The sequence below is a fragment of the Variovorax sp. KBS0712 genome (assembly GCF_006323185.2).
GTDB lineage: Bacteria > Pseudomonadota > Gammaproteobacteria > Burkholderiales > Burkholderiaceae_C > Variovorax > Variovorax boronicumulans.
Map to the genome: position 1 here is coordinate 443,449 of NZ_VCCD02000004.1, position 23,467 is coordinate 466,915.

Consider the following 23,467-nt stretch of genomic DNA (forward strand, 5'->3'; position numbering starts at 1 on the left):
GCTTCCCGCCCCGGCTCCGCTCAGTCGGCGGTGATGTTCCCCTTCTTCACCACCGTCGCCCAGCGCTGCGCATCCTTCTGGATCAGCGCGCCGAACGCCGCCGGCGTCGAGCTGGCGGGCACCATGCCCTGCGACTCGAAGGACTTCGCCACCTCGGGCGACTTCAGCACCGCGGCGATCTCCGTGTTCAGCCGCGCCACCACGTTGGCCGGCGTGCCCTTGGGCGCGAGCACGCCGTACCACATGTCGACGTTGTCGGCGGTCACGCCGGCCTCGGCCAGCGTGGGCACGTCGGGCAGCTGCGGCAGGCGGTGGCCGCTGCCGGTGGCGAGCGCCTTGAGCTTGCCGGCCTGGATGTGCTGCAGCGCCACGTGCACCGGCAGGAACATCGCGTCGATGCGCCCGCCGAGCAGGTCGGTGACAGCGCCGGCCGTGCCCTTGTAGGGCACATGCAGCAGGTCGGTGCCGGAGCCCTGCATCAGCAGCGCCATCGACAGGTGGTGCGGCGTGCCGACGCCCGGCGTGACGTAGGTCAGCTTGCCGGGGTTGGCCTTGGCGGTGGCCACCAGCTGCGCGAGCGAGCCCGCCTTCTGGGTGGACGGGTTGGTCACCAGCAGCAGCGTGCCCCACGAGGTCTGCGACACCGGCGTGAAGTCGGCCACCGGGTCGTAGGCGAGCGACTTGTACAGGCCCTTGTTCATCACCAGCGTGTTGACCTGCACCAGCAGCGTGTAGCCGTCGGGCTTGGCGCGCGCCACCTTCTCGCTGCCGATGTTGCCGCTGGCACCGGCCAGGTTCTCCACGATCACCGGCTGGCCGAGCACGGCGGGCAGGCGGGCCGAGAGCTGGCGCGCGATCAGGTCGATGCCGGTGCCGGGCGTGTAGGGCACCACCAGCGTCACCGGCTGGTCGGGCCAGGCGTGGGCCGCGGCGGCGCTGGCCGCGACCAGCAGGGTGGCGAAGGTCCTGGCCAGAAATCTCATGGGGTCTTGTCTCCGTCTTGTTCGGTGAATGTGCCGGCGCTCAGAGGTACGACGCGCGCGCCTTCAGCGCCGCCGGGTCGTAGCCGGCCACGCGCTTGTAGTGGTCCGAGATCGCCTGCAGTTCCTGCTGCGTGACGAGCTCGTCGAGGTTCTCGACGCGCTGGCCGCCCGAACGCTCGAACACCTCGCGCAGGATGGTGTCGGGCGGGTTGCTGCGGTTGGTCAGCACCACGTCGGTGGTGGCCTTCACGCGCACGCGGTCGTAGGTGTCGAGCGCCGCGATGCCCACGCCTTCGCGCTTCATCGCACCGGCGAGAAAGCGCGCGTCGATGATCGCCTGGCCCGCGCCGTTGGAGCCGCGCGGCACCATCGGGTGCGCGGCGTCGCCCAGCAGCGTGAGGCGGCCGTGGCTCCAGCGCGGCAGCGGGTCCTGGTCGACCATCGGGTACTCCAGGATGGTGTCGGAGGCCAGGATCAGCGCGGGCACGTCGAGCCAGTCGAAGTGCCAGTCGGCGAAGGCGGGCAGGAAGTCCTCGAGGCGCCCGGCGCGGCTCCAGTCGCGCATCGCGGGCTGGGGCGCGTGGATCTCGGCCACCCAGTTCACCAGCTGGCGGCCCTGGTCGTCGATGTCGTTGCGGATCGGGTAGATCACCATCTTGCCGACGGTGAGCCAGCCCGCGCGCACCATGCTGCCGCCCGAGAGAAAGGGCTTCCAGGCCGCGGTGCCACGCCACATGTTGATGCCCGAATAGCGCGGCGCGCCCTCGTTCGGACACAGCTGCTTGCGCAGTGCCGAGTGGATGCCGTCGCAGCCCACCGCGACCGCGCCGCGCACCGGCGCGCGGCCGTCGGCAAAGTGCACCGTCACGCCGTCGGCATCCTGTTCGACGCCGGTGCAGCGGTGGCCGCACTGCACGCTGTCGGGGCCCAGGCGCTTCAAGGTTTCGTTCAGCAGCACGGTCTGCAGGTCGCCGCGGTGGATCGAGTACTGCGGCCAGTCGTAGCCCGCGTGCTGCCCGGCGGGCTCGCGGAACACCAGCTGGCCGTGCTCGGTGAAGAAGACCGCCTCCTGCGTGCGCACGCCCACGGCGTCGAGCGCGTCGAGCAGGCCCAGCTCGGACAGCTCGCGCACCGCATGCGGCAGCAGGTTGATGCCCACGCCGAGCGGGCGCAGCTCGGGCACGGCCTCGTACACGCGGCAAGCGATGCCGGCCTGGTGCAGGCTCAGGGCGAAGGTCAGGCCGCCGATGCCGGCGCCGAGGATGATGACTTCGTTAGGTGCGGTGCTCATGGGGTCCGTATTGGGACCGCAAACGAGGCATATGGGAAATTTAGATGTGATATGGATTTATCATGAATCCTTATGAACCTGACCACGCGCCAGATGCGCGCCTTCCTGCAGGTGGCGCGCATCGGCAACTTCACCCGCGCGGCGGAGCAGGCGCACATCACGCAGGCGGGCCTGAGCATCCTGATCCGCGAGATGGAGAAGCAGCTCGATTGCCGCCTGTTCGACCGCACCACGCGCATGGTGAGCCTCACGCCGGCCGGCCGCAGGCTGCTGCCGGTGGTGGAGCGGCTCGTCACCGACCTCGATGACGTGGCCGCCGAACTCGGCGCCGAGGGCGACGCGGCGCGCCAGACGCTGCGCATCGCGGCCACGCCGCTGGTGTCCTCGCACCTGCTGCCCTGGGTGTTCGCGAGTTTTCGCCAGGCGCATCCGCAGGTCGCGCTGCGCCTCTTCGACGCCGACCTGCGCGACGTGGAAGCGATGGTGGCCGCCGGCGAGGCCGACCTCGGCCTGGGCTTCTTCTTCAAGGCCGCGGCGGGGCTCGACCGCACGCCCGTGGGGCGCTTCGAGCTGATGCGCGTGACGCAGGCCGTGGCCGACGGCGAACCGGTCGGCACCGCGCCCTGGTCCGCGCTGCGTGGCGCCACGCTGATCGGCCTGCCGCCCGGCAACCCGATCCAGAAGGTGATCGAGCGCCAGCTCGGCGAGATCGGCCTGGCCGACGCGCAGCGGCCCGCCTTCAACTTCTTCGGCACGCTGATCTCGATGGTCGAGGCCGGCTTCGGCACCGCCGTGATGCCCACCTTCGCGCTGGCGGCTTGCCGCCGTCACCGCGTGAAGACCGACGTGCTGCTGAAGCCGCGCGTGGGCATGGACTTCTTTCGCCTGACCAAGCGCGGCACGCACGAGACCGAGGCGATGCGCGCCTTCAGCGAGACGCTGGCCAAGGCCTTGCCGGCGTTGTCCCGCTAGCCGTTACACCATCGCGTTGTCGCCGCCCGGGATCTCGTGCGCCTTGATCTGCCGGCGCGTGAGTTTGTAGAGCGTGGACGACAGGAAGCCGTCCTGGTGGGTGTTCTTGGTCACGTTCACCACGAACTCGTCCTCGGGCGCCACGGCCTGCGCGCCCATGATCCAGCGCACGCTCTCGCGGTAGTTGTAGAGCACCTTGTCGTTGGCGTCGGCCAGCAGGGTCGACAGCGTGGCCATGGCGATGGCGTCGCCGTTGGTGGCGTGCTCGCGCACGAAGTCCAGGTGGCGGTGGCGCACGGGGATGTCGGACAGGTCGCTGATGAACATCAACGCGCCCTCGGTGGCGTCGTCGTGGCCCAGCTCGCGGGCCTTCAGCATGGCCTCGACCGCCTGCGCCTGCAGCGCGGGGCGTTGCGCCGCGGGCGTGGCGTCTTCCCAGGCCATGTCGTGGCAGAGGTAGCCCAGCTTGTAGGCCGCGACGCTGTTGCCGGCCTGTGCCGCCTGGCCGTAGCAGTGCATCGCCTGCTGCCGGTCCTTGGTGCCGTGCTCGCCGCCCGCGTGGAAGATGCCGAGCGTGAGCAGGCACGATTTGTCGCCGGCGGCCAGCCCCATCTCCAGGATCTCGAAGGCTTCCTGGTTGCGCGGCACGCGCCACAGTGCGCGCGCCAGGTCGTCCCAGTTCTCGGTACCGGCGTTGCGTTCGCGCGCGGCCGCCAGCCAGGCGTTGCCGGTCGCCGCGTTGGGCACGAAGCCGAAGGCGCCCTTCAGGCTGCAGTAGCCGTGCAGGATCAGCGCGGTGTTGCATTCGTAGGCGTTGGCGCTGTTGCAGATGGCCTGGCCCAGCCAGTGGCCGTCGGGGTCCTGCTCCAGGGCGACGTGCACCGCCATGTTCATGGCGTAGTCGTCGTCGATGGGGTGGTGGCTCTCGGCCTCGCGCAGGCAGGCCAGCGCTTCGGCGTGCTGGTCGAGCATGTAGTGGCTCACGGCCAGCCAGCGCAGGGTTTCCCAGCGGTGGTAGGGGTAGAGCGCCTCCTGGGCGCGCTGGCGCGTGGCGGCCATGCGCTGCTGGGCTTCGGCCGGGTCTTCGTCCTTGTCGACGCTGTTGCCCTGGTAGTCGTCGCGCCAGATCTCGTGGCGCAGCCGGTCTTTCTCGACCTCGCTCAGGTGGGCGCAGGCGGGCGAGGCGATGAAGGCGCGCACGCGCTCGTGGCTGCCGCCCCAGCGCGGCTGCTGGAACCAGACGCACTGGCGCATGAAGAAGAACAGCCGCGGGTGCACGTGCAGCGTGGCGTGGATCCAGTAGGACGTGCCGCTGATCACCTTGCGGCCCTGCACGGGCGAGGGCAGGGCGGTGGGCACGGCCTGGGGGCAGGCGACGCGCTCGTCGTGCGCCAGGCCGGAGCGCGCGAGCTGCGCCAGCAGCTCGTCGCGGGTGGCCGCATCGTCGTCGAGCGAAAAGTCGTGCTGCAGCGGCTTGTCGGGCCAGCGGCCGCTGCGCACCAGCTCGGTCAGCCAGTCGGGCTCGTTGAAGGCCGAGGTGCTCTGCAGCAGCAGGGCGCAGGCGGTCCACATCGTGGGCGCGAGCGTGAGGGCGCGCAGCGCGGCCACGGCGCAGCGCGTGGCGCAGGCATGGGCGCATTCCCAGCCCAGCGCGGTGACCGTGCTGGCCCAGCCCGAGCCGCGGTACTCGTAGGCCCAGTGGTACCAGTAGTGCGCTTCGCACAGCCAGGCATGGGCCGATTGCGGGTTGGCGGCCTGCCATGCGGCCAGGCGGGCCAGGCCTTCGGCGCCGGCCGCGGTGCAGCCGGCCAGGTCGTCGGGCAAGGCGCCGTAGTAGCGCTCTTCCTCGTCGCGGTCTTGAAAGCTGGCGGCCAGCGCGTCGTCGAGCCGCTGGTCGAGTGCGGCGTAATCGCCGGCGCGCAGCAGGGCGTCGATGTCGCAGAGCTTCCAGCGCGCGGGCGCGGGGGGAATCACGGTCGCTGCGGCAGAGGGCGTGTGGGTGGTCATGTGCGGTTGCGCGTCAGGCCGACGCGGCGGGGGCGAGAGTGACGGGTTGGGGATCGAAGATGCGGTAGCGCTTCCAGGGCAGCGTGAGCCAGTTGCCCTGCGTGTTCTGCAGGTGCTCCTGCACTTCCAGCGTGGCGCGCGACGAGGCGGGGCCGTCCTGGCTGCTGATGCGCAGCCAGTGCAGCCGGGCCCGCGCATAGGCGTGGCCGAAGTCTTCCCAGCTCTCGAAGCTGTCCTGCGCGCGCTGCGCGTTGAGGAACAGCACCAGCCAGGCCTGCGACTCGGGCACCCAGCCCAGCAGTGCGATGCAGCGCACCAGGAAGGCGGTGCGCGCGCAGTCGAAAGCCAGTGCGTCGCGCACCTGGCCTTCGGCCGCGAGCTGTTCGTAGAAATTGGCGTGGGTGCGGCCGAGCCCGCCGACCCAGCCGACGAGCGCGGCCTGCATCTGCGTGGCGATGTCGCGCTCGGGCAGGTCGGCGGCCATGTTCATTTCGCGCAGCACCTGCTTGGCCAGCCGCTGGCGCTGCTCGGCGGGCACGTCGAGCGCCAGCGTGTCGCTGTCGCAGCGCAGGCCGTTGCGCAGCAGCAGGATGTCGCCGAGCGCCAGCGCCCAGCGGCGGCGGTTGGGCACCACCTTGCCGGCGTCGGCCCGGGCCTGCGCGGCGCGCACCGCGAGGTCGGCGTTGGCCTTTTCCATGTGGCCGATCGCCGTGCCCGAGCCGTGCACGACGACGCGGAATGCCGTGCGCACGACGAACCACGCGATGCGCACCCCGAGGTACAGCAGGCCCAGGAACACAACGATGACGATGGCCTGCGTCATGGCAATGCCGCTCCCAGCGGCGGCGCGCACACGGCGGCGCTCAGCGAGATGCCTTCGATCTCCAGCATCGCGGCGGGCGCCTGCGTGGGGGCCGCCTGCAGCGCCGGCGGCAGCCGGTTCGCGGGCAGCGTCAGCCGGGCGGCGGCGGCCACTGCCACGTCCATCTGCCGCAGCCGCGCCAGCTCGTGCGGCGCGATGCGCAGCAGCAGCCATTGCAGCGCCGGCGGCGGCTGCTCGAAGTGCTCGATCAGGTGGAAGTTGCCGCTCATCACGCTGAGCAGGAAATCGGGGCTCTGAACATCGGTGACGAACTTCCATTCACCCCGGGCGGCGTCCGAGGCCTCGGGCTCGAACACCAGGCCCATGCCCTCGCAGTCGCTGTGGCGCTCGCCGCGCGGCGGCAGCGTGCGCAGGAACTGCAGCACGTCGTCCGCGTACTTGCGGATCGGGTGGCGGTTCTGCTTGCCCTTGATCTGGTCGACGCGCAGCCCGTTCGGATGCACTTCGAGGCTGATGGTCACGTGCGGCAGGTTGCCCGCGCTGCGCAGCGTGAACAGGCGTAGCCGGCCGCTCTGCGCCGCGCTCGCGTACTGCTCGCCGTAGCCGCCATTGAGCTTCTTGATGTTGGCGAACTGGCCCAGGCAGTGCTGCATGTGGAACGACTCGTAGGCCATTTCCTCGCGCAGCGCCGCATGGCTGCCGATGAACTCGAAGATCACGCCGTTGGGCGTGCGCAGCACTTCCTTCAGCGCCAGGCCGCTGCTGGGCACCCAGCCCTTGTTGCGCTTGGCCTGCATGCGCTGGTGCTCCTGCTCCCACAGGGCCATGGCCATGAAGCAGGTGATGCGCTGCAGCTTCTGCTCGAGCCGCGTGCCGCGCCGCGAACGCAAAAACTCGACCAGCATGCGTTCGCGGTCGACCAGCAGCAGGTGGTCGGGGTCGAGGTAGTAGAAAGTCTTCGGGTTGGCTTCAGGGGCTTGCGGCTCGGGCTTGCCGGACTTGGACTTTTCCTTGTCCTGGGCGGACGCCGCGTTCACCGCGACAGGGGCGCGCGGCTGCAGCTGTTTCGCCAGCCACTCGGGCAGCGGCTTGTCGGGCCCGGCCGCGGCCAGGTAGTCGGCGGGCGACTGCACCGGCAGCACGTTGCCGAAGCTGCCGATGGCCCAGCGGAAGAAGTGGTTCAGCAGCCAGGCCGCCATGTCGGTGTCGTCGCCGCGCTCAGCGCTGCGGCGCGCGATCGCGGCCTTGACTTCGGGCGCGTTCACCACGTCGCGCGGCAGATAAGCCGCCGTCGCGGCAGGTGGCGCGGAGGGGCTCGTGGAAGGAGACGGGGTCGGGATCGGCATCGACGGGCGGGCGACTTACAGCGTGAAGTCGTACTCCACCGTGATCGGCGCGTGGTCGCTGAACTTGACCGTCTTGTAGATCGCTTCGGTGCGCGCCAGCGCGCCCATGGCCGGCGTGGCCAGGTGGTAGTCCAGCCGCCACCCCACGTTGTTCGCGTAGGCCTGGCCGCGGTTGCTCCACCAAGTGTAGGCGTCGCCCGTGGTGTCGGGCTTGAGGCGGCGGTACACGTCCACCAGGCCGGCGCCTTCGGTGCCGGCGTCGAGCAGGCGCGTCATCCAGGCGCGTTCCTCGGGCAGGAAGCCGCTGTTCTTCTGGTTGCCGCGCCAGTTCTTCAGGTCGATTTCCTGGTGTGCGATGTTGATGTCGCCGCACAGGATGAACTCGCGCTCCTTCTTCAGCGCCAGCAGGTGCGGGAAGAAACCCTTCAGGAAACGGAACTTGGCGGCCTGGCGCTCCTCGCCCGAGCTGCCGCTCGGGAAGTAGCAGCTGATCACCGAGAACTTGCGCTTGGGCGTGTCGAAGCGCAGCTCGAGGTAGCGGCCTTCGGCGTCGAATTCGGGATCACCCCAGCCCACCACCACGGCGCTGGGCGCATGCTTCGTGTAGATGGCGGTGCCCGCGTAGCCTTTTTTCTCGGCAAAGTGGAAGTGGCCCTGCAGGCCGGCCATCTGCTCGAAGCGGCCTTCGACATCGCTGGCCTGGACGCGGATCTCCTGCATGCAAATACAATCCGGCGCGAGTTCGGCCACCCAGTCGGCGACGCCCTTGGTGGCCGCCGAGCGCAGGCCATTGAGATTGAGACTGGTCAGTTTGAACACAAGGAATTTCCAATGGCTGTAGACGGTCAGACAAGCAGCGCGGTGGCACAGGACTTCGTCCAGTTCGCGCTCGACGCCGGCGTGCTTCGCTTCGGCGAATTCAAGACCAAGGCCGGTCGCATGAGCCCGTATTTCTTCAATTCGGGCCTCTTCGACGACGGCGCCAAGATCGCGCGGCTCGCCGGATTCTATGCAGACCGCCTGGTCGAAAGCGGCCTCGAGTTCGACATGATCTTCGGCCCCGCCTACAAGGGCATCCCGCTGGGCGCCACCGTGGCCGCCGAGCTGGCCCGGCGCGGGCGCAACTACCCCTTCGCCTACAACCGCAAGGAAGCCAAGGCGCACGGCGAAGGCGGCAATCTGGTGGGCGCGCCGCTGAAGGGCCGCGTGCTCATCGTCGACGACGTGATGTCGGCCGGCACCGCGGTGCGCGAATCGATCGCCGCGATCCAGGCCGCCGGCGCCACGCCGCATGCCGTGGCCATCGCCCTGGACCGGCAGGAAAAAGCCACCGAGAACGGCGTCGACGTGGACCACAGCGCCGTGCAGTACGTGCGCAACCAGCTCGGCCTCGCGGTGGTGCCCATCGCCACGCTGGACGACCTGCTGAGCTACCTCTCGGGCAACGCCGCCGCCGACCTCGGCGCGCACCGCGAGCGCGTGCTGGCCTACCGCACGCGCTACGGCGCCTGAGACGCAGCGCCGATGCGACGCCCCGCGCGCGATCCCTCTTCTGCCGCCGTCGTGGCGTCGCTGTGGCTGGGCCTGGCGGCCCTGTCGTCGTGCGCAACGGCGCTGGCCCAGCCTGCCAGGACGGACGGGCCCGGCGTCGGCATCTACACCTGCGTCGACGCGCGCGGGCGCACGCTCACGGCCGACCGGCCGATCGCCGAGTGCAGCGACCGCGAGCAGCGCGAACTGAGCCCGAGCGGCACGGTGCGCCGCAAGCTGGAGCCGACCTACACGGCGCGCGAGCAGCAGGAGCGCGAGGACCGCGCGCGCGAAGCCGCCATCCAGGCCGCGCGGCTCATCGACGAGCGCCGCCGCGAGCGCGCGCTGCTGGTGCGCTACCCCAATGCCACCACGCACGACCGCGAGCGCGTCGAGGCGCTGTCGCAGATCGACGCCGTGATCCAGGCCGCGAAGAAGCGCCTCGTCGAGCTCGCCGACGACCGCAAGAAGATCGACGAGGAGCTCGAGTTCTACAAGCAGGACACGAGCAAGGCGCCCGGCGCGGTGCGCCGCCGCATCGAGGACAACACGCAGAGCGTGGCCGTGCAGAACCGCTTCATCGCGGAGCAGGAAGAAGAGAAGAAGCGCGTGAATGCGCGCTTCGACGAAGAGCGCGGGCGCCTGAAGACGCTCTGGTCGCCGCAGAACGGCGGCAACCCCCGCTGAACGAATGAACCTGCCGGGGCCTTGCGCAAGGCCCCGGGGTTGGATGGATCAGCCCAGCTTGGCTTTCAGCAGCTCGGTGACCTGCGCCGGGTTCGCCTTGCCCCCGCTGGCCTTCATGACCTGGCCCACGAGGCCGTTGAGCGCCTTTTCCTTGCCGCCGCGGTATTCCTCGACGTTCTTCGCGTTCTTGGCAATCACCTCGTCGAGGATCTTGTCGAGCGCGCCGGTGTCGTTCATCGGCTTCAGGTCTTTCGCTTCGATGATCGCGTCGACATCGCTGCCTTCGCCGCTCCACAGCGCTTCGAACACCTGGCGCGCGGCGTTGTTCGGCAGCGTGCCGTCGGCGATGCGCGTCACCAGTTGCGCGAGCTGCGCGGCCTTCACGGGCGCGGCCTCGATGCCGATCTCGGCGGCGTTCAGGCGGCGTGCCATCTCGCCGGTGATCCAGTTGCTGGCCAGCTTGGGCGCCGCGCCGGCGTTCACCGCGTCGTCGAAGTAGCGGGCCAGCGCCGCGCCCTGCGTGAGCTGCGCGGCGTCGTACTCCGACAGGCCGTGGTCGCGCACATAGCGCTCGGCCGTGGCGCGCGGCAGCTCGGGCATGGTGGCGCGCACGCGCTCGATCCACTCGGCGGCCACCACGAGGGGCGGCAGGTCCGGGTCGGGGAAGTAGCGGTAGTCGGCCGCGTCTTCCTTGGTGCGCATGGTGCGCGTCTCCCCGGTGGCGGGGTCGAACAGCACGGTCGCCTGCTCGATGGCGCGGCCTTCTTCGAGCTCGTCGATCTGCGAGTTGATCTCGTAGTCGATCGCCTGCTGCATGAACTTGAAGCTGTTCAGGTTCTTGATCTCGCGGCGCGTGCCGAGCTTCTCGCCGGGCTTGCGCACCGACACGTTGGCGTCGCAGCGAAAGCTGCCTTCCTGCATGTTGCCGTCGCAGATGCCGATCCACGTGACGATCTTGTGCAGCTCCTTCGCATAGGCCACGGCCTCGGCGGTGGAGCGCATGTCGGGCTCGGTCACGATTTCCAGCAGCGGCGTGCCGGCGCGGTTCAGGTCGATGCCGCTCTGGCCGATGAAGTCTTCGTGCAGCGACTTGCCCGCGTCTTCCTCGAGGTGGGCGCGCACGAGGCGCACGGTTTTTTTCTCTTCACCGAGGAAGAAAGAGACCGAGCCGCCTTGCACCACCGGAATCTCGAACTGGCTGATCTGGTAGCCCTTGGGCAGGTCGGGGTAGAAGTAGTTCTTGCGCGCGAACACGCTGCGCGGCGCGATGTGCGAACCCAGCGCCAGGCCCAGCTTGATGGCGCGTTCGACCGCGCCCTTGTTCATCACGGGCAGCGTGCCGGGCAGTGCCAGGTCGACCGCGCAGGCCTGCGTGTTGGGCTCGGCGCCGAAGGCGGTGGAGGCGCGGCTGAAGATCTTGCTGGCGGTCGACAGCTGGGCGTGCGTCTCGAAGCCGATGATGACTTCATAGCCGCGCACCAGCGGGCCGGTCGGACGGCCTTGTTGTTGTGCTTCGAATGTGTTCACGGTCTCGCTCATGTCAGAAGCCCTCCGGCGTGCGCGTGTGCCAGTCGGTGGCTTGCTGGAAGCGGTGCGCTGCGTTCAGCAGCTTCGCTTCGCCGAAGTAGTTGCCGATCAGCTGCAGGCCCACGGGCATGCCGCCGTCGAAGCCTGCAGGCACGCTCATGCCCGGAAGGCCTGCGAGCGAGGCGGGCAGCGTGAAGATGTCGGCGAGGTAGTCGGCCACGGGGTCGTCGCCGTGTTCGCCGATCTTCCAGGCGGTGGTCGGTGCGGCGGGGCCGGCGATCACGTCGCACTGCGTCAGCGCCTGCTGGAAGTCGTCCGCGATCATGCGGCGCACTTTCTGCGCTTGCAGGTAGTAGGCGTCGTAGTAGCCGTGCGAGAGCACGTAGGTGCCGATCATGATGCGGCGCTTCACCTCGTCGCCGAAGCCTTCGGCGCGCGTGCGTTCGTACATCTCGGCCAAGTCCTTGTACTGCTTGGCGCGGTGGCCGAACTTGACGCCGTCGAAGCGGCTCAGGTTACTCGAGGCTTCGGCCGCGGCCAGGATGTAGTACACGGGAATCGACAGCTCGGTGCGCGGCAGCGAGACCTCGACGCGCTTCGCGCCGAGCTTCTCGTACTGCGCGAGCGCCGCATCGATGGCGGCGCGCACGCCGGGCGCCACGCCGTCGCCGAAGAACTCCTTGGGCACGCCGATGCGCAGGCCTTCGAGCGAGTCGTTCAGCGAGCGGCCGAAGTCTTCGGCGGGCTTGTCGAGCGAGGTCGAGTCGCGGTCGAGATCAGGGCCGCAGAAGGCCGACAGCAGCAGCGCGCAGTCTTCGGCCGAGCGGGCCATCGGGCCGGCCTGGTCGAGGCTCGATGCGAAGGCCACCATGCCGTAGCGCGAGGCGCGCCCGTAGGTCGGCTTGATGCCGGTGATGCCGCAGAACGAAGCGGGCTGGCGGATCGAGCCGCCGGTGTCGGTGCCGGTGGCCGCAGGGGCCAGGCGTGCCGCGACTGCCGCCGCGCTGGCGCCCGACGAGCCGCCCGGAATGCGTTCGAGGTTCCAGGGGTTGCGCACCGGCACGGCTTGGTCGTGGCCCACGGCGGGCACGGCGACGTTCTCGTTGGCCGAGCCCATCGCGAACTCGTCGCAGCTGAGCTTGCCCAGCGTGACCGCGCCGGCTTCGGCGAGGCGGCGCACCACGGTCGCGTCGAAGGGCGAGCGGTAGCCCGCGAGCATCTTCGAGCCGGCGGTGGTGGCGAAATCGGTGGTGACGAAGATGTCCTTGTGCGCAATGGGCACGCCGGCCAGCGCAGGCGCGTTGCCCTTGGCGATGAGCGCGTCGGCCGCGCGGGCCTGGGCCAGCGTGACTTCTTCGTTGACGTCGACGAAGGTGCCCAGCGACTCGTGGGCCTTCATGCGGCCGAGAAACGCCTGCGAGGCCTCGACGGCCGACACCTTGCGATCGGCCAGCGCTTTGGCCAGCGCGACCACGCTCAATTGGTGCAGTTCACCGCTGCTCATCATTCGATCACCTTGGGCACGAGGAACAGGCCGGCTTCGACGGCCGGGGCGCTCTTCTGGTTGGCTTCGCGGTTGTTCGGCTCGCTCACGACGTCGTCGCGCAGGCGCAGCGTCACGTCTTCGAGCGCGGCCACGGGATGCGCCAGCGGCTCGACGCCGGTGGTGTCGACCGCGCGCATGCGTTCGACCAGATCGAAGAAGCCGTTGATTTGAGTGAGCATGCGCTCGCTTTCATCTGGGGCAAGCTGCAGCCGCGCCAAGGAGGCGATGCGTGCAATATCGGAAGCGGAAAGAGACATAGATGGCTGACGGGTCGAAAAAACCGGAGGCAATCGCACGCCGAAGAGGGTGCCGACACGGGATTCAGAGGGGATTCGGTTATTATCCCGCCTTTGCCGCAACCCCCGCGAACGCGCCGGCTTTTGCGCCAAAAACGATCAATTCACCCCGTCAAACGACCCAAAAATAGAGCGACGACCTGCCGATGCGCAGGCCGTGCTCAGAGGATTCCGCACATGTTTGGAGCTTTCCGTCGGTACTTCTCCACCGACCTGGCGATCGACCTCGGCACCGCCAACACCCTGATCTTCGCCCGCAACAAGGGCATCGTGCTGGACGAGCCCTCCGTGGTCGCGATCCGCCACGAAGGCGGTCCCCATGGCAAGAAGGTGATCCAGGCCGTCGGCCGCGAAGCCAAGGCCATGCTGGGCAAGGTGCCCGGCAACATCGAGGCCATCCGCCCGATGAAGGACGGCGTCATTGCCGACTTCGTGATCACCGAGCAGATGATCAAGCAGTTCATCAAGATGGTGCACCCGCGCACGCTGCTCACGCCGAGCCCGCGCATCATCATCTGCGTGCCCTGCGGCTCGACCCAGGTCGAGCGCCGCGCCATCAAGGACGCGGCCGAAGCCGCCGGCGCCACCGCCGTCTACCTCATCGAAGAACCCATGGCCGCGGCCATCGGCGCCGGCCTGCCCGTCAGCGAAGCCTCGGGCTCGATGGTGGTGGACATCGGCGGCGGCACCACCGAAGTGGGCGTGATCTCGCTGGGCGGCATGGTCTACAAGGGTTCGGTCCGTGTGGGCGGCGACCGCTTCGACGAAGCCATCATCAACTACATCCGCCGCAACTACGGCATGCTGATCGGCGAGCCGACGGCCGAAGTCATCAAGAAGAACATCGGCTCGGCCTTCCCGGGCTCCGAAGTCAAGGAAATGGAAGTCAAGGGCCGCAACCTGTCCGAAGGCGTGCCGCGCAGCTTCACCATCAGCAGCAACGAAGTGCTGGAAGCCCTGACCGACCCCCTGAACAACATCGTCTCGGCCGTGAAGAACGCGCTGGAACAGACGCCTCCCGAACTGGGCGCCGACATCGCCGAGCGCGGCATGATGCTCACCGGCGGCGGCGCGCTGCTGCGCGACCTCGACCGCCTGCTCGCCGAGGAAACCGGCCTGCCGGTGCTCGTGGCCGAAGACCCGCTGACCTGCGTGGTGCGCGGCTGCGGCATCGCCCTGGAGCGCATGGACCGTCTGGGCAGCATCTTCACGAGCGAGTAAAAGGCGAAAGCCATCATCGGCCGGCCTCTGCTTGCGCAGGCCGGCTTTTTGTTATTTGATGCCGCACCACCGCCGGGTCTGACTACATGCCTCTGGGCACGCTCGATCGCACAGCGCCACCCCTGTTCAACCAGGGGCAATCGGCACTCAGCAAGCTGATCTTCTTCGGCGCGCTCTCGCTCTTCCTCATGGTCGCCGACGCCCGCTTTCACCTCGTGAAGCCGATCCGCTCGGCCATCGGCGCGGTGCTCTACCCGGTGCAGATGGCGGCGCTCAAGCCGGTCATGCTGGTGATGGGCGGAAGCCGCTACTTCGAAGAGCTGCAGACCGCGCAGCGCAACGAAGACGAGGCCCGCAAGGCCCTGATGCTGCAGGCCGAGACCGCCAGCCGCGCCGACACGCTCGCGCAAGACAACGCCCGCCTGCGCGAGCTGCTCGAGCTGCGCCAGACCACCACCACGCCGGGCCGCCCGGCCGAGGTGCTGTACGACGCGGCCGACCCCTACACGCGCAAGATCGTCATCGACCAGGGCCTCGCGCAGGGCGTGGCCGCCGGCTCGCCGGTGATCGACGCGCGCGGCGTGCTGGGCCAGGTGACGCAGGTGCTGCCCTTCACGAGCGAGGTCACGCTGGTGATCGACCGCGACCTGGCCATTCCCGTGCAGAACACCCGCACCGGCGTGCGCAGCGTGGCCTTCGGCGACGCCTCGGCGCACGGCGGCGGCATGGAGCTGCGCTTCATGGCGGCCAATGCCGACCTGCAGGAGGGCGACCTGCTCTCTACCAGCGGCGTCGACGGCATCTACCCGGCCGGCCTGCCGGTGGCCAAGATCGAACGCATCGAGCGCCGCGCCGATTCGGCCTTCGCGCGCATCTACTGCGTGCCGCTGGCCCGCGTGACCGCGGCGCGCTACGTGCTGGTGCTCGAGCCCTCGGGTGCCCCGGTGGCGCCGCCGCACGTCGAGGCCGCGTCCACCCAGCGCAAGCGCCCCGAAGGCAAGCCGGGCGCCGGCAAGAACGAGAAGAAACCGGCGGGAGCGACGCGATGATCAAGCGCCCCGGCCAGCAGCAGCTCTTGCTGCCCGTCAGCCCCGTCTTCATGTGGACCAGCCTGCTCGTGGCGTTGCTGGTCAACATGATCCCCATCGGCCGCGCCGCCTGGATGCCCGACCTGCTGGCGCTGGTGATCGTGTTCTGGGGCGTGCACCAGCCCGCGCGCGTGGGCATCGGCGCGGCCTTCATGTTCGGCCTGCTCATGGACGTGCACCAGTCGTCGATGCTGGGCCAGCATGCGCTGTCCTACACCACGCTGGGCTTCTTCGCGATCATGATCCACCGGCGCCTGCTGTGGTACCCGGTGCTCTCGCAGGCGTTGCAGGTGCTGCCGCTGTTCGCGCTGTCGCAGTTCATCGAGGTGATCACGCGCATGATCGGCGGCGGCGTGTTCCCGGGCTGGGGCGTGCTGGTCTCGCCGGCGCTCGAGGCGGCGCTGTGGCCGCTGGCCACCGCGCTGCTGCTGGCGCCCCAGCGCCGCACGCCCGAACCCGACGAGAACCGCCCCCTCTAGTCATGGTGCCCCCCGGCTTTTCACTTCGCTTCGCTGCGTGTAACTCCACCCCCCGAGGGGGAGGCGCGGCCCGCCTTGGGGCGGCCCGGCGGCGGCCGCCCGTCGCATTTGCCATCGCACCTGCGCACGCCTAAGCTTCCTGACGCCATGACCGAAATCCGCAACGTTGCCGCCGACCTGGCGCGCTTCAAGCGCCGCGTGATCGTCATCGGCCTGGCGGTGCTGTTCGCCTTCAGCTTGCTGGGCTCGCGGCTGGTCTACCTGCAGGTCGTGCGCCATGCCGACCTGGCCGAGCAGGCCGAGAGCAACCGCACGGCCGTGGTGCCGGTGGTGCCGAACCGGGGGCTCATCCTCGATCGCAACGGCATCGTGCTGGCCTCCAACTACTCGGCCTACACGCTGGAGATCACGCCCTCCAAGGTCGGTGATGTTGAGGAGACCATCAACAGCCTGACCAGCGTGCTCGAGGTGTCGCCGCGCGACCGCCGCCGCTTCAAGCGCCTGCGCGAAGACTCGCGCAGCTTCGACTCCATTCCGATCCGCACCCGCCTGAGCGACGAGGAAGTGGCGCGCTTCGCGGCGCAGCGCTACCGCTTCCCGGGCGTGGAGATCAAGGCGCGCCTGTTCCGCAACTACCCGCAGGGCGAGCTGGCCTCGCACGTGCTGGGCTACATCGGCCGCATCAACCAGCGCGAGAAGACCGCGATGGAAGACTGGGACGAGGAAGACCAGGCCAACTACAAGGGCACCGACTACATCGGCAAGCTGGGCATCGAGCAGAGCTACGAGAAGATGCTGCACGGCCAGACCGGCGTCGAGCAGATGGAAACCTCGGCCGGCGGACGCGCCGTGCGCCGGCTCGCGAGCCACCCGGCCACGCCGGGCAACACCGTCATGCTGTCGCTGGACATCAAGCTTCAGAAGCTGGTGGAAGACATGTACGGCGACCGGCGCGGCGCGCTCGTGGCCATCGACCCCAAGACCGGCGAGGTGCTGGCCTTCGTGAGCAAGCCCACATTCGACCCCAACCTCTTCGTCGAGGGCATCGACACCGAGAGCTGGCAGGCGCTCACCGAATCGATCGACAAGCCGCTGCTCAACCGCGCGCTGCGCGGCACCTACCCGCCGGGCTCCACCTACAAGCCCTTCATGGCGCTGGCGGCGCTGCAGACCGGCAAGCGCGCCGCGAGCGTGGTGGTGAACGACCCCGGCTACTTCAACTTCGGCGGCCACCGCTTCGGCAGCCCCGAGGGCTACCTGGGCGGCGTCGACATGCGCCGCTCGATCCAGGTGTCGAGCAACATCTACTACTACTCGCTGGCCAACGAGATGGGCGTGGACCTGATCCACGACTTCATGAAGCCGATGGGCTTCGGCCAGATCACCGGCATCGACCTGGGCGGCGAGGTGCGCGGCGTGCTGCCCAGCACCGAGTGGAAGCGCAACGCCTACAAGCGGCCCGAGCAGAAGAAGTGGTACGCGGGCGAGACCATCTCGCTGGGCATCGGCCAGGGCTACAACGCCTTCACCATGCTGCAGCTGGCGCAGGCCACGGCCATCGTGGCCGACGGCGGCATGAAGCACCGGCCGCACCTGGCGCTGGCGATGCGCAACACGGTCAGCGGGCAGGTCGTGCCGCTGCCGCAGCCGCCGGCCGAGAACCTGGGCTACACGGCGGCCAACGTGGCCGTGATCCGCGAAGGCCTGACCAGCGTGGTCACCAGCGGCACGGCGCGCGGCGTGTTCGCGGGCGCGGGCTACCAGGCGGCCGGCAAGACCGGCACGGCGCAGGCCGTGACGCAGGCCAAGAACACCAAGTACAACGCGCGTGCGCTCGAAGAGCACCAGCGCGACCACGCGCTGTTCATGGCCTACGCACCGGCCAACAACCCGAAGATCGCGCTCGCCGTCATCGTCGAGAACGCCGGATGGGGCGCGGGTGCTGCGGCGCCTTTGGCGCGCCGCGTGTTCGACTACTGGCTCATGGACCAGTACCCGAGCGAGGCCGACATGGCCGCCGTGCGCATCGGCCGCGCGGGCGCGCCGATGGGCAAGCCGCGCGTGGCCAGCGAGGTGGCCTGGCCCGCGGCGGCCGCGGTGCCGGCACCGGCGGGCGCGGCATCGTCGGCGGCGCCGACGCCCTGAAAGATGCGCCCGCGGGGCGCACCGTCGATCAAGCCAGCAGGTTCAGACCACCGTCCCGGCGACTTCACCCAGGCCGATGCGCACCGCGCCTTCGCGCTCGCACCAGCCGCGCATCACCAGCGTGTCGCCGTCTTCCAGGAAGGTGCGCTTCTCGCCGTTCGGCAGCGTGACCGGCTGCTTGCCGCCCAGCGTGAGCTCCATCAGCGAGCCGGCCTGGTCGGGCTGCGGGCCCGACAGCGTGCCCGAGCCCAGCAGGTCGCCGGGCTGCAGGTTGCAGCCGTTCACCGTGTGGTGCGTGATGAGCTGCGCGGCGGTCCAGTAGGCGGCCTCGGTGGTGTTGCCGAGCGTGAGGCGCACGGGCGCCACGCCGTCGGCGCGCATCTTCGCGGTCTGCAGCAGCACTTCGAGCGTGATGTCGAGCGCGCCGCTGTCGCGGTTCGACGGGGCGTCGAGGTAGGGCAGCGGCTGCGGGTCTTCGGCGGGGCGCTCGAACTTCGCGCGGAACGGCGCCAGCGCTTCGGTCGTCACGATCCAGGGCGACAGCGTGCTGGCGAAGTTCTTCGCGAGGAAGGGGCCCAGCGGCTGGTATTCCCAGGCCTGCAGGTCGCGCGCCGACCAGTCGTTGAGCAGGGTCACGCCGAACAGGTGGTCCTCGGCGTCGCCGATGGCGATGGGCTCGCCGAGCGCGTTGCCGCGGCCCACGAGGAAGCCCAGCTCCAGTTCGTAGTCCAGCCGCTTCGAGGGGCCGAAGCTCGGCGCCACTGCGTCGGGTGCCTTGGTCTGGCCTTGCGGGCGCTTGAAGACCTGGCCGCTCACGCCGATCGACGAGGCGCGGCCGTGGTAACCGATGGGCACCCACTTGTAGTTGGGCATCAGCGGCTGGTCGGGGCGGAACAGCTTGCCGATGGTGGTGGCGTGGTGGATGCCCGTGTAGAAGTCGGTGTAGTCGCCGATGCGGCAGGGCACGGTCATCTCGGCCTGGGCTTGCGCGAGCAACGCCTTCGACCATGCAGCCTGCTGGCCGCTGCCTTCGGCGAGGCCCGCGGAGATCGCGGCGCGCAGCGCCTGGCGGTCTTTCACCGAGGCGTTCATCAGCACGTTCATGTCGTCGGTGTCGATGAGGCCGGCCGCGCGCAGGTCGAGGATCTGGTCGCCGATGGCCACGCCGATGCGGAAGGCCTCGCTGCTGCCGGCGGCGCGGAAGCGGCCGAAGGGCAGGTTCTGGATCGGGAAGTCGGTGCCGGCCACGTTGGCGGCGGCGACCCAGCTGCGCAGCTTCGGGTCGTGGGTGGCGTTGAGTGCGGTCATGGAGGTCTTTCTTTGAATCGGATCAGTCTGCGGTCATGCCCGCTTTTTTGGCGACGTCGCCCAGGCGCTTGTATTCGGTGTCGGTGAGCGTGGTGAGCTCCTGCGCGCTCGAGCCGCGCGGCGAGAAGCCGGCCTGCTGCAGCTTGGCCTTCACGTCGGGCATCGCGAGCGCTTCGACGAACGCTTCGTTCAGCGCCTTCACGATCGGCGCCGGCAGCTTCGCCGGGCCGTACACGCCGAACCACGGCTCCAGCGCATAGCCCTTGAGGCCCGCTTCGGCCATCGTCGGCACGTCGGGCAGCGAGGGCGAGCGCGTGGAGCCCGCCACCGCCAGTGCGCGCAGCTTGCCGGCCTGGATGTGCGGCAGCGACGCCGGCAGGTTGTCGAACATCACGCCGATGGTGTTGCCCAGCATGTCGGTGATGGCCGGGCCGCTGCCCTTGTAGGCCACGTGCGTGAGCTCGGTGCCGGTCATCTGCGCGAACATCACGCCGGCCAGGTTCATCGAGGTGCCGGCGCCCGCGGTGGCGTAGGGCAGGCCGGGGTTCTTCTTCGCGGCGGCGATGAGCTCGGGCACGGTCTTGATGGCCGAACTTGCGGGCACTTCGAGCACGATGGTCGACATGCCCAGCAGGCTGATGGCCGTGAAGTCCTTGCGCGGATCGAAGGCCATCGACTTGTAGATGTGCGGGTTCAGCGCGTTGGTCGAGATCGCGCCGAAGCCGATCGTGTAGCCGTCGGGCGCGGCCTTGGCCACGGCGTCCATGCCGATGTTGCCGCCCGCGCCGCCGCGGTTGTCGATGAGCACGGGCTGGCCTAGCTTCTCCGACACCTTCTGGCCCACGGTGCGCGCCACGAGGTCGGTGGTGCCGCCGGCCGTGTAGGGCACGATGAACTTGATGGGCTTGGACGGAAAGTCGGCCGCGTGCGCGAACAAGGGCGCGGCCAGCAGCGCGAGGGCCGCGGCGCGGCGGGTGAGGGTGAGAGCGTGCGTCATGCCTTGAATTGGTCTTTCAGACCGGCCCAGCAGTCGGTGTAGTCGGTGTCGAGCGCCGGGCTTTGCAGCGCGAAGTTCGTCGGGATGAAACGGTAGCGGCTCTCGAACATGAAGGCCAGCGTGTTGTCCAGCTTGTGCGGCTTGAGGTCGGCGTGCGTCGCCTTGTCGAAGGCTTCCTCGTCGGGCCCGTGCGGCACCATGCAGTTGTGCAGGCTCGCGCCGCCGGGCTTGAAGCCGCCCGGCTTGGCGTCGTACTCGCCCAGCACCAGGCCCATGAACTCGCTCATGAGGTTGCGGTGGAACCACGGCGGACGGAAGGTGTTTTCCATCACCATCCAGCGCGGCGGGAAGATCACGAAGTCGCAGTTGGCCGTGCCGGGCGTGTCGCTGGGCGAGGTCAGCACGGTGAAGATCGAGGGATCGGGATGGTCGAAGCTGATCGAGCCGATGACCATGAAGTTGGCCGTGTCGTACTTCACCGGTGCGAGGTTGCCGTGCCAGGCGACCACGTTGAAGGGCGACTGCTTCGTCGGCGCGGTCCAGAAGCGGCCGCCGAATTTCTTCACCAGCTCGTAGGCGCCGCCATCTGCCTCGAAGGCTGCGACGGGCGCCTGGAAGTCGCGCGCGTTGGCCAGGCCGTTCGAGCCGATCGGGCCGAGCTCGGGCAGGCGGAAGTGCGCGCCGTAGTTCTCGCACACGTAGCCGCGCGAGAGCCCGTCGGGCAGCGCGACCTTGAAGGCCATGCCGCGCGGCAGCACCACGATTTCGCCGGGCTTGACGTCGAGCACGCCGAGTTCGGTCGTGACGACGAGGCGGCCCTGTTGGGGCATCACCAGCATCTCGCCGTCGGCGTTGACGAAGGCGCGCTGCTCCATCGAGCGGCCGGCCAGGTACATCAGCGAGCCGATGCCCACCTGCGACTCGGCGTCGCCGTTGGCGGCCAGCGTGTGCATGCCGTCGATGAAGTCGACGTCGGCCGCGCCGTCCAGCGGCAGCGGGCCCCAGCGCATCGGTTCGGGCGGCAGCGCGATCTCGCGGTCGGCGCCGGTGGTCCAGTGCGCCTGTGCGTAGGGCTGGTAGCGGCCCGACACCACCGAGGGCTGGCGGCGGTACAGCCAGGTGCGGCGGTTCTCATGGCGCGGCGCCGTGAAGGCGGTGCCCGAGAGCAGCTCGGTGTACAGGTCGAAGGGGCCGCGCTGCGGGTTGTTGCGGCCTTGCGGCAGCGCACCGGGTACGGCCTCGGAGGCGTATTCGTTGCCGAAGCCGCTCTGGTAGCGCCGTTCGGCGGCGGGTGTTGCTTGGGTCATGGGCTTGTCTTTCGAAAGTCGCTATGAGGTGAGAACGTGCGGCCGTTCAGCCGGCGCGCGCCGCGTCGAAGGCTTCGCGCAGCACGGCCAGAGAGCCGACGTGGTTGGCCAGCACGAGCACGAGCCGTGCGTTGAAGGCGTGGCTTTCTTCGGTGGAAAGCCCTTGGTGGGCCTCGATGAGCGCCTCGTAGAAATCGTCGGGCGCTTCGAGGTTCGGCGTGGTGATCAGTTGCTGTTGCATCGGGGTCATGCCTTTGCCAGTGCGTGGTCGAGGGCCGCGCGAAGGTTCGCTGCCGTGGGGTGGCGCCAGCGCGCGCACACGTGCTGGTCGGGCCGCAACAGGTAGACGGTGCCGGGCTGCGCGTCGTAGCGCTGCGTGGCGAGTTCGGCGTCGGCGCCGGTGCCTTCCACGCGCACCACGTGCAGCGCGAGGTCGCTGGCGTTCAGCGCCTGCAGGCTGCGCTCGGCGGCGTCGCCGGTGCCGAACACCAGCGCGGTGAAGCGCGCCACATGGCATTCGCGCAGCAGCCAGCCGGTGCTGCCGTCGGCGCGTCGCACGGGCGCGTCGGCCGCGGCGGCGCCGGGCACCATCGCGCCGGCGAAGGTGTCGGCGTCGGGCGTGTTGAGCGGCGAGTCGCGCAGCACCGTGGCCACCGACAGCCGCCCGCTGTTGACCAGCGAGCGGGCGAAGGCGTGGCGCTTGGTCAGCTCGAGCACCGCGTCGCGGAACAGCCGGCTCACCTCGCTCTTGGGCGTGATGAAGTCGGTGGCGCGCGTGGAGTTGCGGATGTTCTCGTCGGCCGCGTACTCGCGTTCGCTGGCGTAGCTGTCGAGCAGCGCGTCGGGCGCGTCGCCGGCCAGCACGGCCGCGAGCTTCCAGGCGAGGTTGTCGGCGTCCTGCACGCCCGAGTTGGCGCCGCGCGCGCCGAAGGGCGACACGCCGTGCGCCGAGTCGCCCGCGAACAGCACGCGGCCGTGGCGGAAGCGCTCCATGCGCTGGCAGGCGAAGGTGTAGACGCTGGCCCAGCCGATCTGGAACTGCACGCCTTCGAAGCCGATGCTGTCCAGCAGCGCGCGCACGCGCGGCGTGATGCGCTCGGGTTTGCGCTCTTCCACCGGGTCGGCGTCCCAGCCGAGCTGGAAGTCGACGCGCCACATGCCGTCGGCCTGCTTGTGCAGCAGCACGCTCTGGCCGGGGTGGAACGAGGGGTCGAACCAGAAGCGGCGCTCGGTGGGCAGCTGCGCGTCCATCGTGATGTCGGCGATCAGGAAGCGGTCGCGGAACACGCGGCCCTTGGCTTCCTGCCCCAGCATCTGGCGCAGGTTGGAGCGCGAGCCGTCGCAGGCGGCCACGTAGCCGGCCTGCAGGCGGTACTCGCCCTCGGGCGTTTCCACGGTCAGCACCGCGCCGTCGTCGCGCTGTTCGATGCCGACCACCTTGTTGTTCCAGCGCAGGTCGATCAGCGGCAGCGCCGCGGCGCGTTCGACGAGGTAGCCCTCGACGTAGTACTGCTGCAGGTTGATGAAGGCCGGGCGCTCGTGGCCGGGCTCGGGCAGCAGGTCGAAGCGGTAGACCTGCTCGTCATGGAAGAACACCTTGCCGACGTTCCACGACACGCCCTTGTCCACCATGCGGTCGCCGCAGCCGAGGCGGTCGAACACCTCGAGCGTGCGCTTGGCGAAGCAGATCGCGCGCGATCCGCTGGACAGGCTGTTGTCGTTGTCGAGCAGCACCACGGGCACCTGGCGCAGGGCGAGGTCGATGGCGAGCGTGAGGCCCACCGGGCCGGCGCCCACGACCACCACGGGGTGGCGGGCGGGCGCGGCGGCGTCCTGGTCGGCGTGGCGGGTGTAGTCGAAGCGCAGGCTTTGATAGTCGATCACGTGATGTCTCCGTGTCCTTGTCGTTTCCGT

At 69.4% G+C, this 23,467-nt stretch carries 21 protein-coding genes; 7 read left to right on the forward strand and 14 right to left on the reverse strand.

The annotated features are described in order from the left end of the window. Positions 1-20: 20 nt before the first annotated feature. Together FFI97_RS30265 and FFI97_RS30270 are read right to left on the reverse strand one after the other, a co-directional pair. On the reverse strand, positions 21-983 hold the full coding sequence (locus FFI97_RS30265) for a tripartite tricarboxylate transporter substrate binding protein (protein ID WP_139704017.1): 963 nt from the start codon (positions 981-983) through the stop codon (positions 21-23). A gap of 40 nt (positions 984-1,023) precedes the next feature. Further along, entirely contained in the window at positions 1,024-2,274 is a 1,251-nt protein-coding gene (locus FFI97_RS30270) for a flavin-dependent oxidoreductase (RefSeq protein ID WP_139704014.1), read from the reverse strand. Positions 2,275-2,346: 72 nt separating this feature from the next. Here FFI97_RS30270 and FFI97_RS30275 point away from each other — a divergent pair, with 72 nt between their 5' ends. Further along, positions 2,347-3,246, forward strand: a complete 900-nt coding sequence (locus FFI97_RS30275; protein WP_139704012.1) for a LysR family transcriptional regulator — start codon at positions 2,347-2,349, stop codon at positions 3,244-3,246. A gap of 3 nt (positions 3,247-3,249) precedes the next feature. Here FFI97_RS30275 and FFI97_RS30280 read toward each other — a convergent pair whose 3' ends face one another. Genes FFI97_RS30280 through FFI97_RS30295 form a run of 4 tightly spaced genes read right to left on the reverse strand, consistent with a single transcriptional unit; the run spans position 3,250 to position 8,241 of the window. Next, positions 3,250-5,253 (reverse strand): DUF4034 domain-containing protein, encoded by a 2,004-nt coding sequence (locus tag FFI97_RS30280; RefSeq protein WP_139704010.1) that lies wholly within the window; start codon positions 5,251-5,253, stop codon positions 3,250-3,252. 13 nt (positions 5,254-5,266) lie between these two features. After that, positions 5,267-6,076 (reverse strand): DUF1266 domain-containing protein, encoded by an 810-nt coding sequence (locus FFI97_RS30285; RefSeq protein WP_139704007.1) that lies wholly within the window; start codon positions 6,074-6,076, stop codon positions 5,267-5,269. After that, on the reverse strand, positions 6,073-7,422 hold the full coding sequence (locus FFI97_RS30290) for a PcfJ domain-containing protein (RefSeq protein WP_139704005.1): 1,350 nt from the start codon (positions 7,420-7,422) through the stop codon (positions 6,073-6,075). Before FFI97_RS30290 ends, FFI97_RS30285 begins: the two co-directional genes overlap by 4 nt. Positions 7,423-7,437: 15 nt before the next feature. Then, positions 7,438-8,241: an exodeoxyribonuclease III gene (locus tag FFI97_RS30295; RefSeq protein WP_062472711.1), complete on the reverse strand. Its 804-nt coding sequence runs from the start codon at positions 8,239-8,241 to the stop codon at positions 7,438-7,440. Between the two features lie 12 nt (positions 8,242-8,253). Between FFI97_RS30295 and pyrE the strand changes: the two genes are divergently transcribed. Together pyrE and FFI97_RS30305 are read left to right on the forward strand one after the other, a co-directional pair. Then, on the forward strand, positions 8,254-8,934 hold the full coding sequence (gene pyrE, locus FFI97_RS30300; RefSeq protein WP_056583914.1) for an orotate phosphoribosyltransferase: 681 nt from the start codon (positions 8,254-8,256) through the stop codon (positions 8,932-8,934). Positions 8,935-8,946: 12 nt separating this feature from the next. Then, a complete protein-coding gene (locus tag FFI97_RS30305; protein ID WP_139704002.1) occupies positions 8,947-9,639 on the forward strand; it encodes a DUF4124 domain-containing protein in 693 nt (230 codons plus the stop codon). Positions 9,640-9,687: 48 nt separating this feature from the next. Here FFI97_RS30305 and gatB read toward each other — a convergent pair whose 3' ends face one another. The 3 genes from gatB to gatC are packed head-to-tail and all read right to left on the reverse strand — an operon-like array spanning position 9,688 to position 12,969. After that, on the reverse strand, positions 9,688-11,178 hold the full coding sequence (gene gatB, locus FFI97_RS30310) for an Asp-tRNA(Asn)/Glu-tRNA(Gln) amidotransferase subunit GatB (RefSeq protein WP_139704000.1): 1,491 nt from the start codon (positions 11,176-11,178) through the stop codon (positions 9,688-9,690). Between the two features lies 1 nt (position 11,179). Next, on the reverse strand, positions 11,180-12,670 hold the full coding sequence (gene gatA / locus FFI97_RS30315) for an Asp-tRNA(Asn)/Glu-tRNA(Gln) amidotransferase subunit GatA (RefSeq protein ID WP_139703997.1): 1,491 nt from the start codon (positions 12,668-12,670) through the stop codon (positions 11,180-11,182). After that, positions 12,670-12,969 (reverse strand): Asp-tRNA(Asn)/Glu-tRNA(Gln) amidotransferase subunit GatC, encoded by a 300-nt coding sequence (gatC, locus tag FFI97_RS30320; protein WP_056583926.1) that lies wholly within the window; start codon positions 12,967-12,969, stop codon positions 12,670-12,672. The genes gatA and gatC overlap by 1 nt, the downstream gene beginning before the upstream one ends. A gap of 216 nt (positions 12,970-13,185) precedes the next feature. Between gatC and FFI97_RS30325 the strand changes: the two genes are divergently transcribed. The 4 genes from FFI97_RS30325 (at position 13,186) to mrdA (ending at position 17,941) form a co-directional block, all read left to right on the forward strand. Next, positions 13,186-14,229, forward strand: coding sequence for a rod shape-determining protein (locus FFI97_RS30325; protein ID WP_056583929.1), 1,044 nt, complete (start codon positions 13,186-13,188; stop codon positions 14,227-14,229). A gap of 86 nt (positions 14,230-14,315) precedes the next feature. Then, complete coding sequence (gene mreC / locus FFI97_RS30330) at positions 14,316-15,278, forward strand: rod shape-determining protein MreC (RefSeq protein WP_095743224.1); 963 nt, start codon at positions 14,316-14,318, stop codon at positions 15,276-15,278. Continuing rightward, positions 15,275-15,796, forward strand: coding sequence for a rod shape-determining protein MreD (gene mreD, locus FFI97_RS30335; protein ID WP_062472721.1), 522 nt, complete (start codon positions 15,275-15,277; stop codon positions 15,794-15,796). Before mreC ends, mreD begins: the two co-directional genes overlap by 4 nt. A 147-nt stretch (positions 15,797-15,943) precedes the next feature. Continuing rightward, positions 15,944-17,941, forward strand: a complete 1,998-nt coding sequence (mrdA, locus tag FFI97_RS30340) for a penicillin-binding protein 2 (RefSeq protein ID WP_062472723.1) — start codon at positions 15,944-15,946, stop codon at positions 17,939-17,941. A gap of 42 nt (positions 17,942-17,983) precedes the next feature. Here the strand turns inward: mrdA and fahA are convergent, their stop codons facing one another. Genes fahA through FFI97_RS30365 form a run of 5 tightly spaced genes read right to left on the reverse strand, consistent with a single transcriptional unit; the run spans position 17,984 to position 23,437 of the window. Beyond that, a complete protein-coding gene (fahA, locus tag FFI97_RS30345; protein WP_139703994.1) occupies positions 17,984-19,249 on the reverse strand; it encodes a fumarylacetoacetase in 1,266 nt (421 codons plus the stop codon). Between the two features lie 22 nt (positions 19,250-19,271). Continuing rightward, complete coding sequence (locus tag FFI97_RS30350) at positions 19,272-20,246, reverse strand: Bug family tripartite tricarboxylate transporter substrate binding protein (RefSeq protein ID WP_139703992.1); 975 nt, start codon at positions 20,244-20,246, stop codon at positions 19,272-19,274. Next, positions 20,243-21,553: a homogentisate 1,2-dioxygenase gene (gene hmgA, locus FFI97_RS30355; RefSeq protein WP_139703990.1), complete on the reverse strand. Its 1,311-nt coding sequence runs from the start codon at positions 21,551-21,553 to the stop codon at positions 20,243-20,245. Before hmgA ends, FFI97_RS30350 begins: the two co-directional genes overlap by 4 nt. A gap of 46 nt (positions 21,554-21,599) precedes the next feature. Continuing rightward, positions 21,600-21,794: a DUF2783 domain-containing protein gene (locus FFI97_RS30360; protein ID WP_070063480.1), complete on the reverse strand. Its 195-nt coding sequence runs from the start codon at positions 21,792-21,794 to the stop codon at positions 21,600-21,602. Positions 21,795-21,799: 5 nt separating this feature from the next. Next, on the reverse strand, positions 21,800-23,437 hold the full coding sequence (locus tag FFI97_RS30365; RefSeq protein ID WP_139703988.1) for an FAD-dependent oxidoreductase: 1,638 nt from the start codon (positions 23,435-23,437) through the stop codon (positions 21,800-21,802). Positions 23,438-23,467 lie beyond the last annotated feature (30 nt).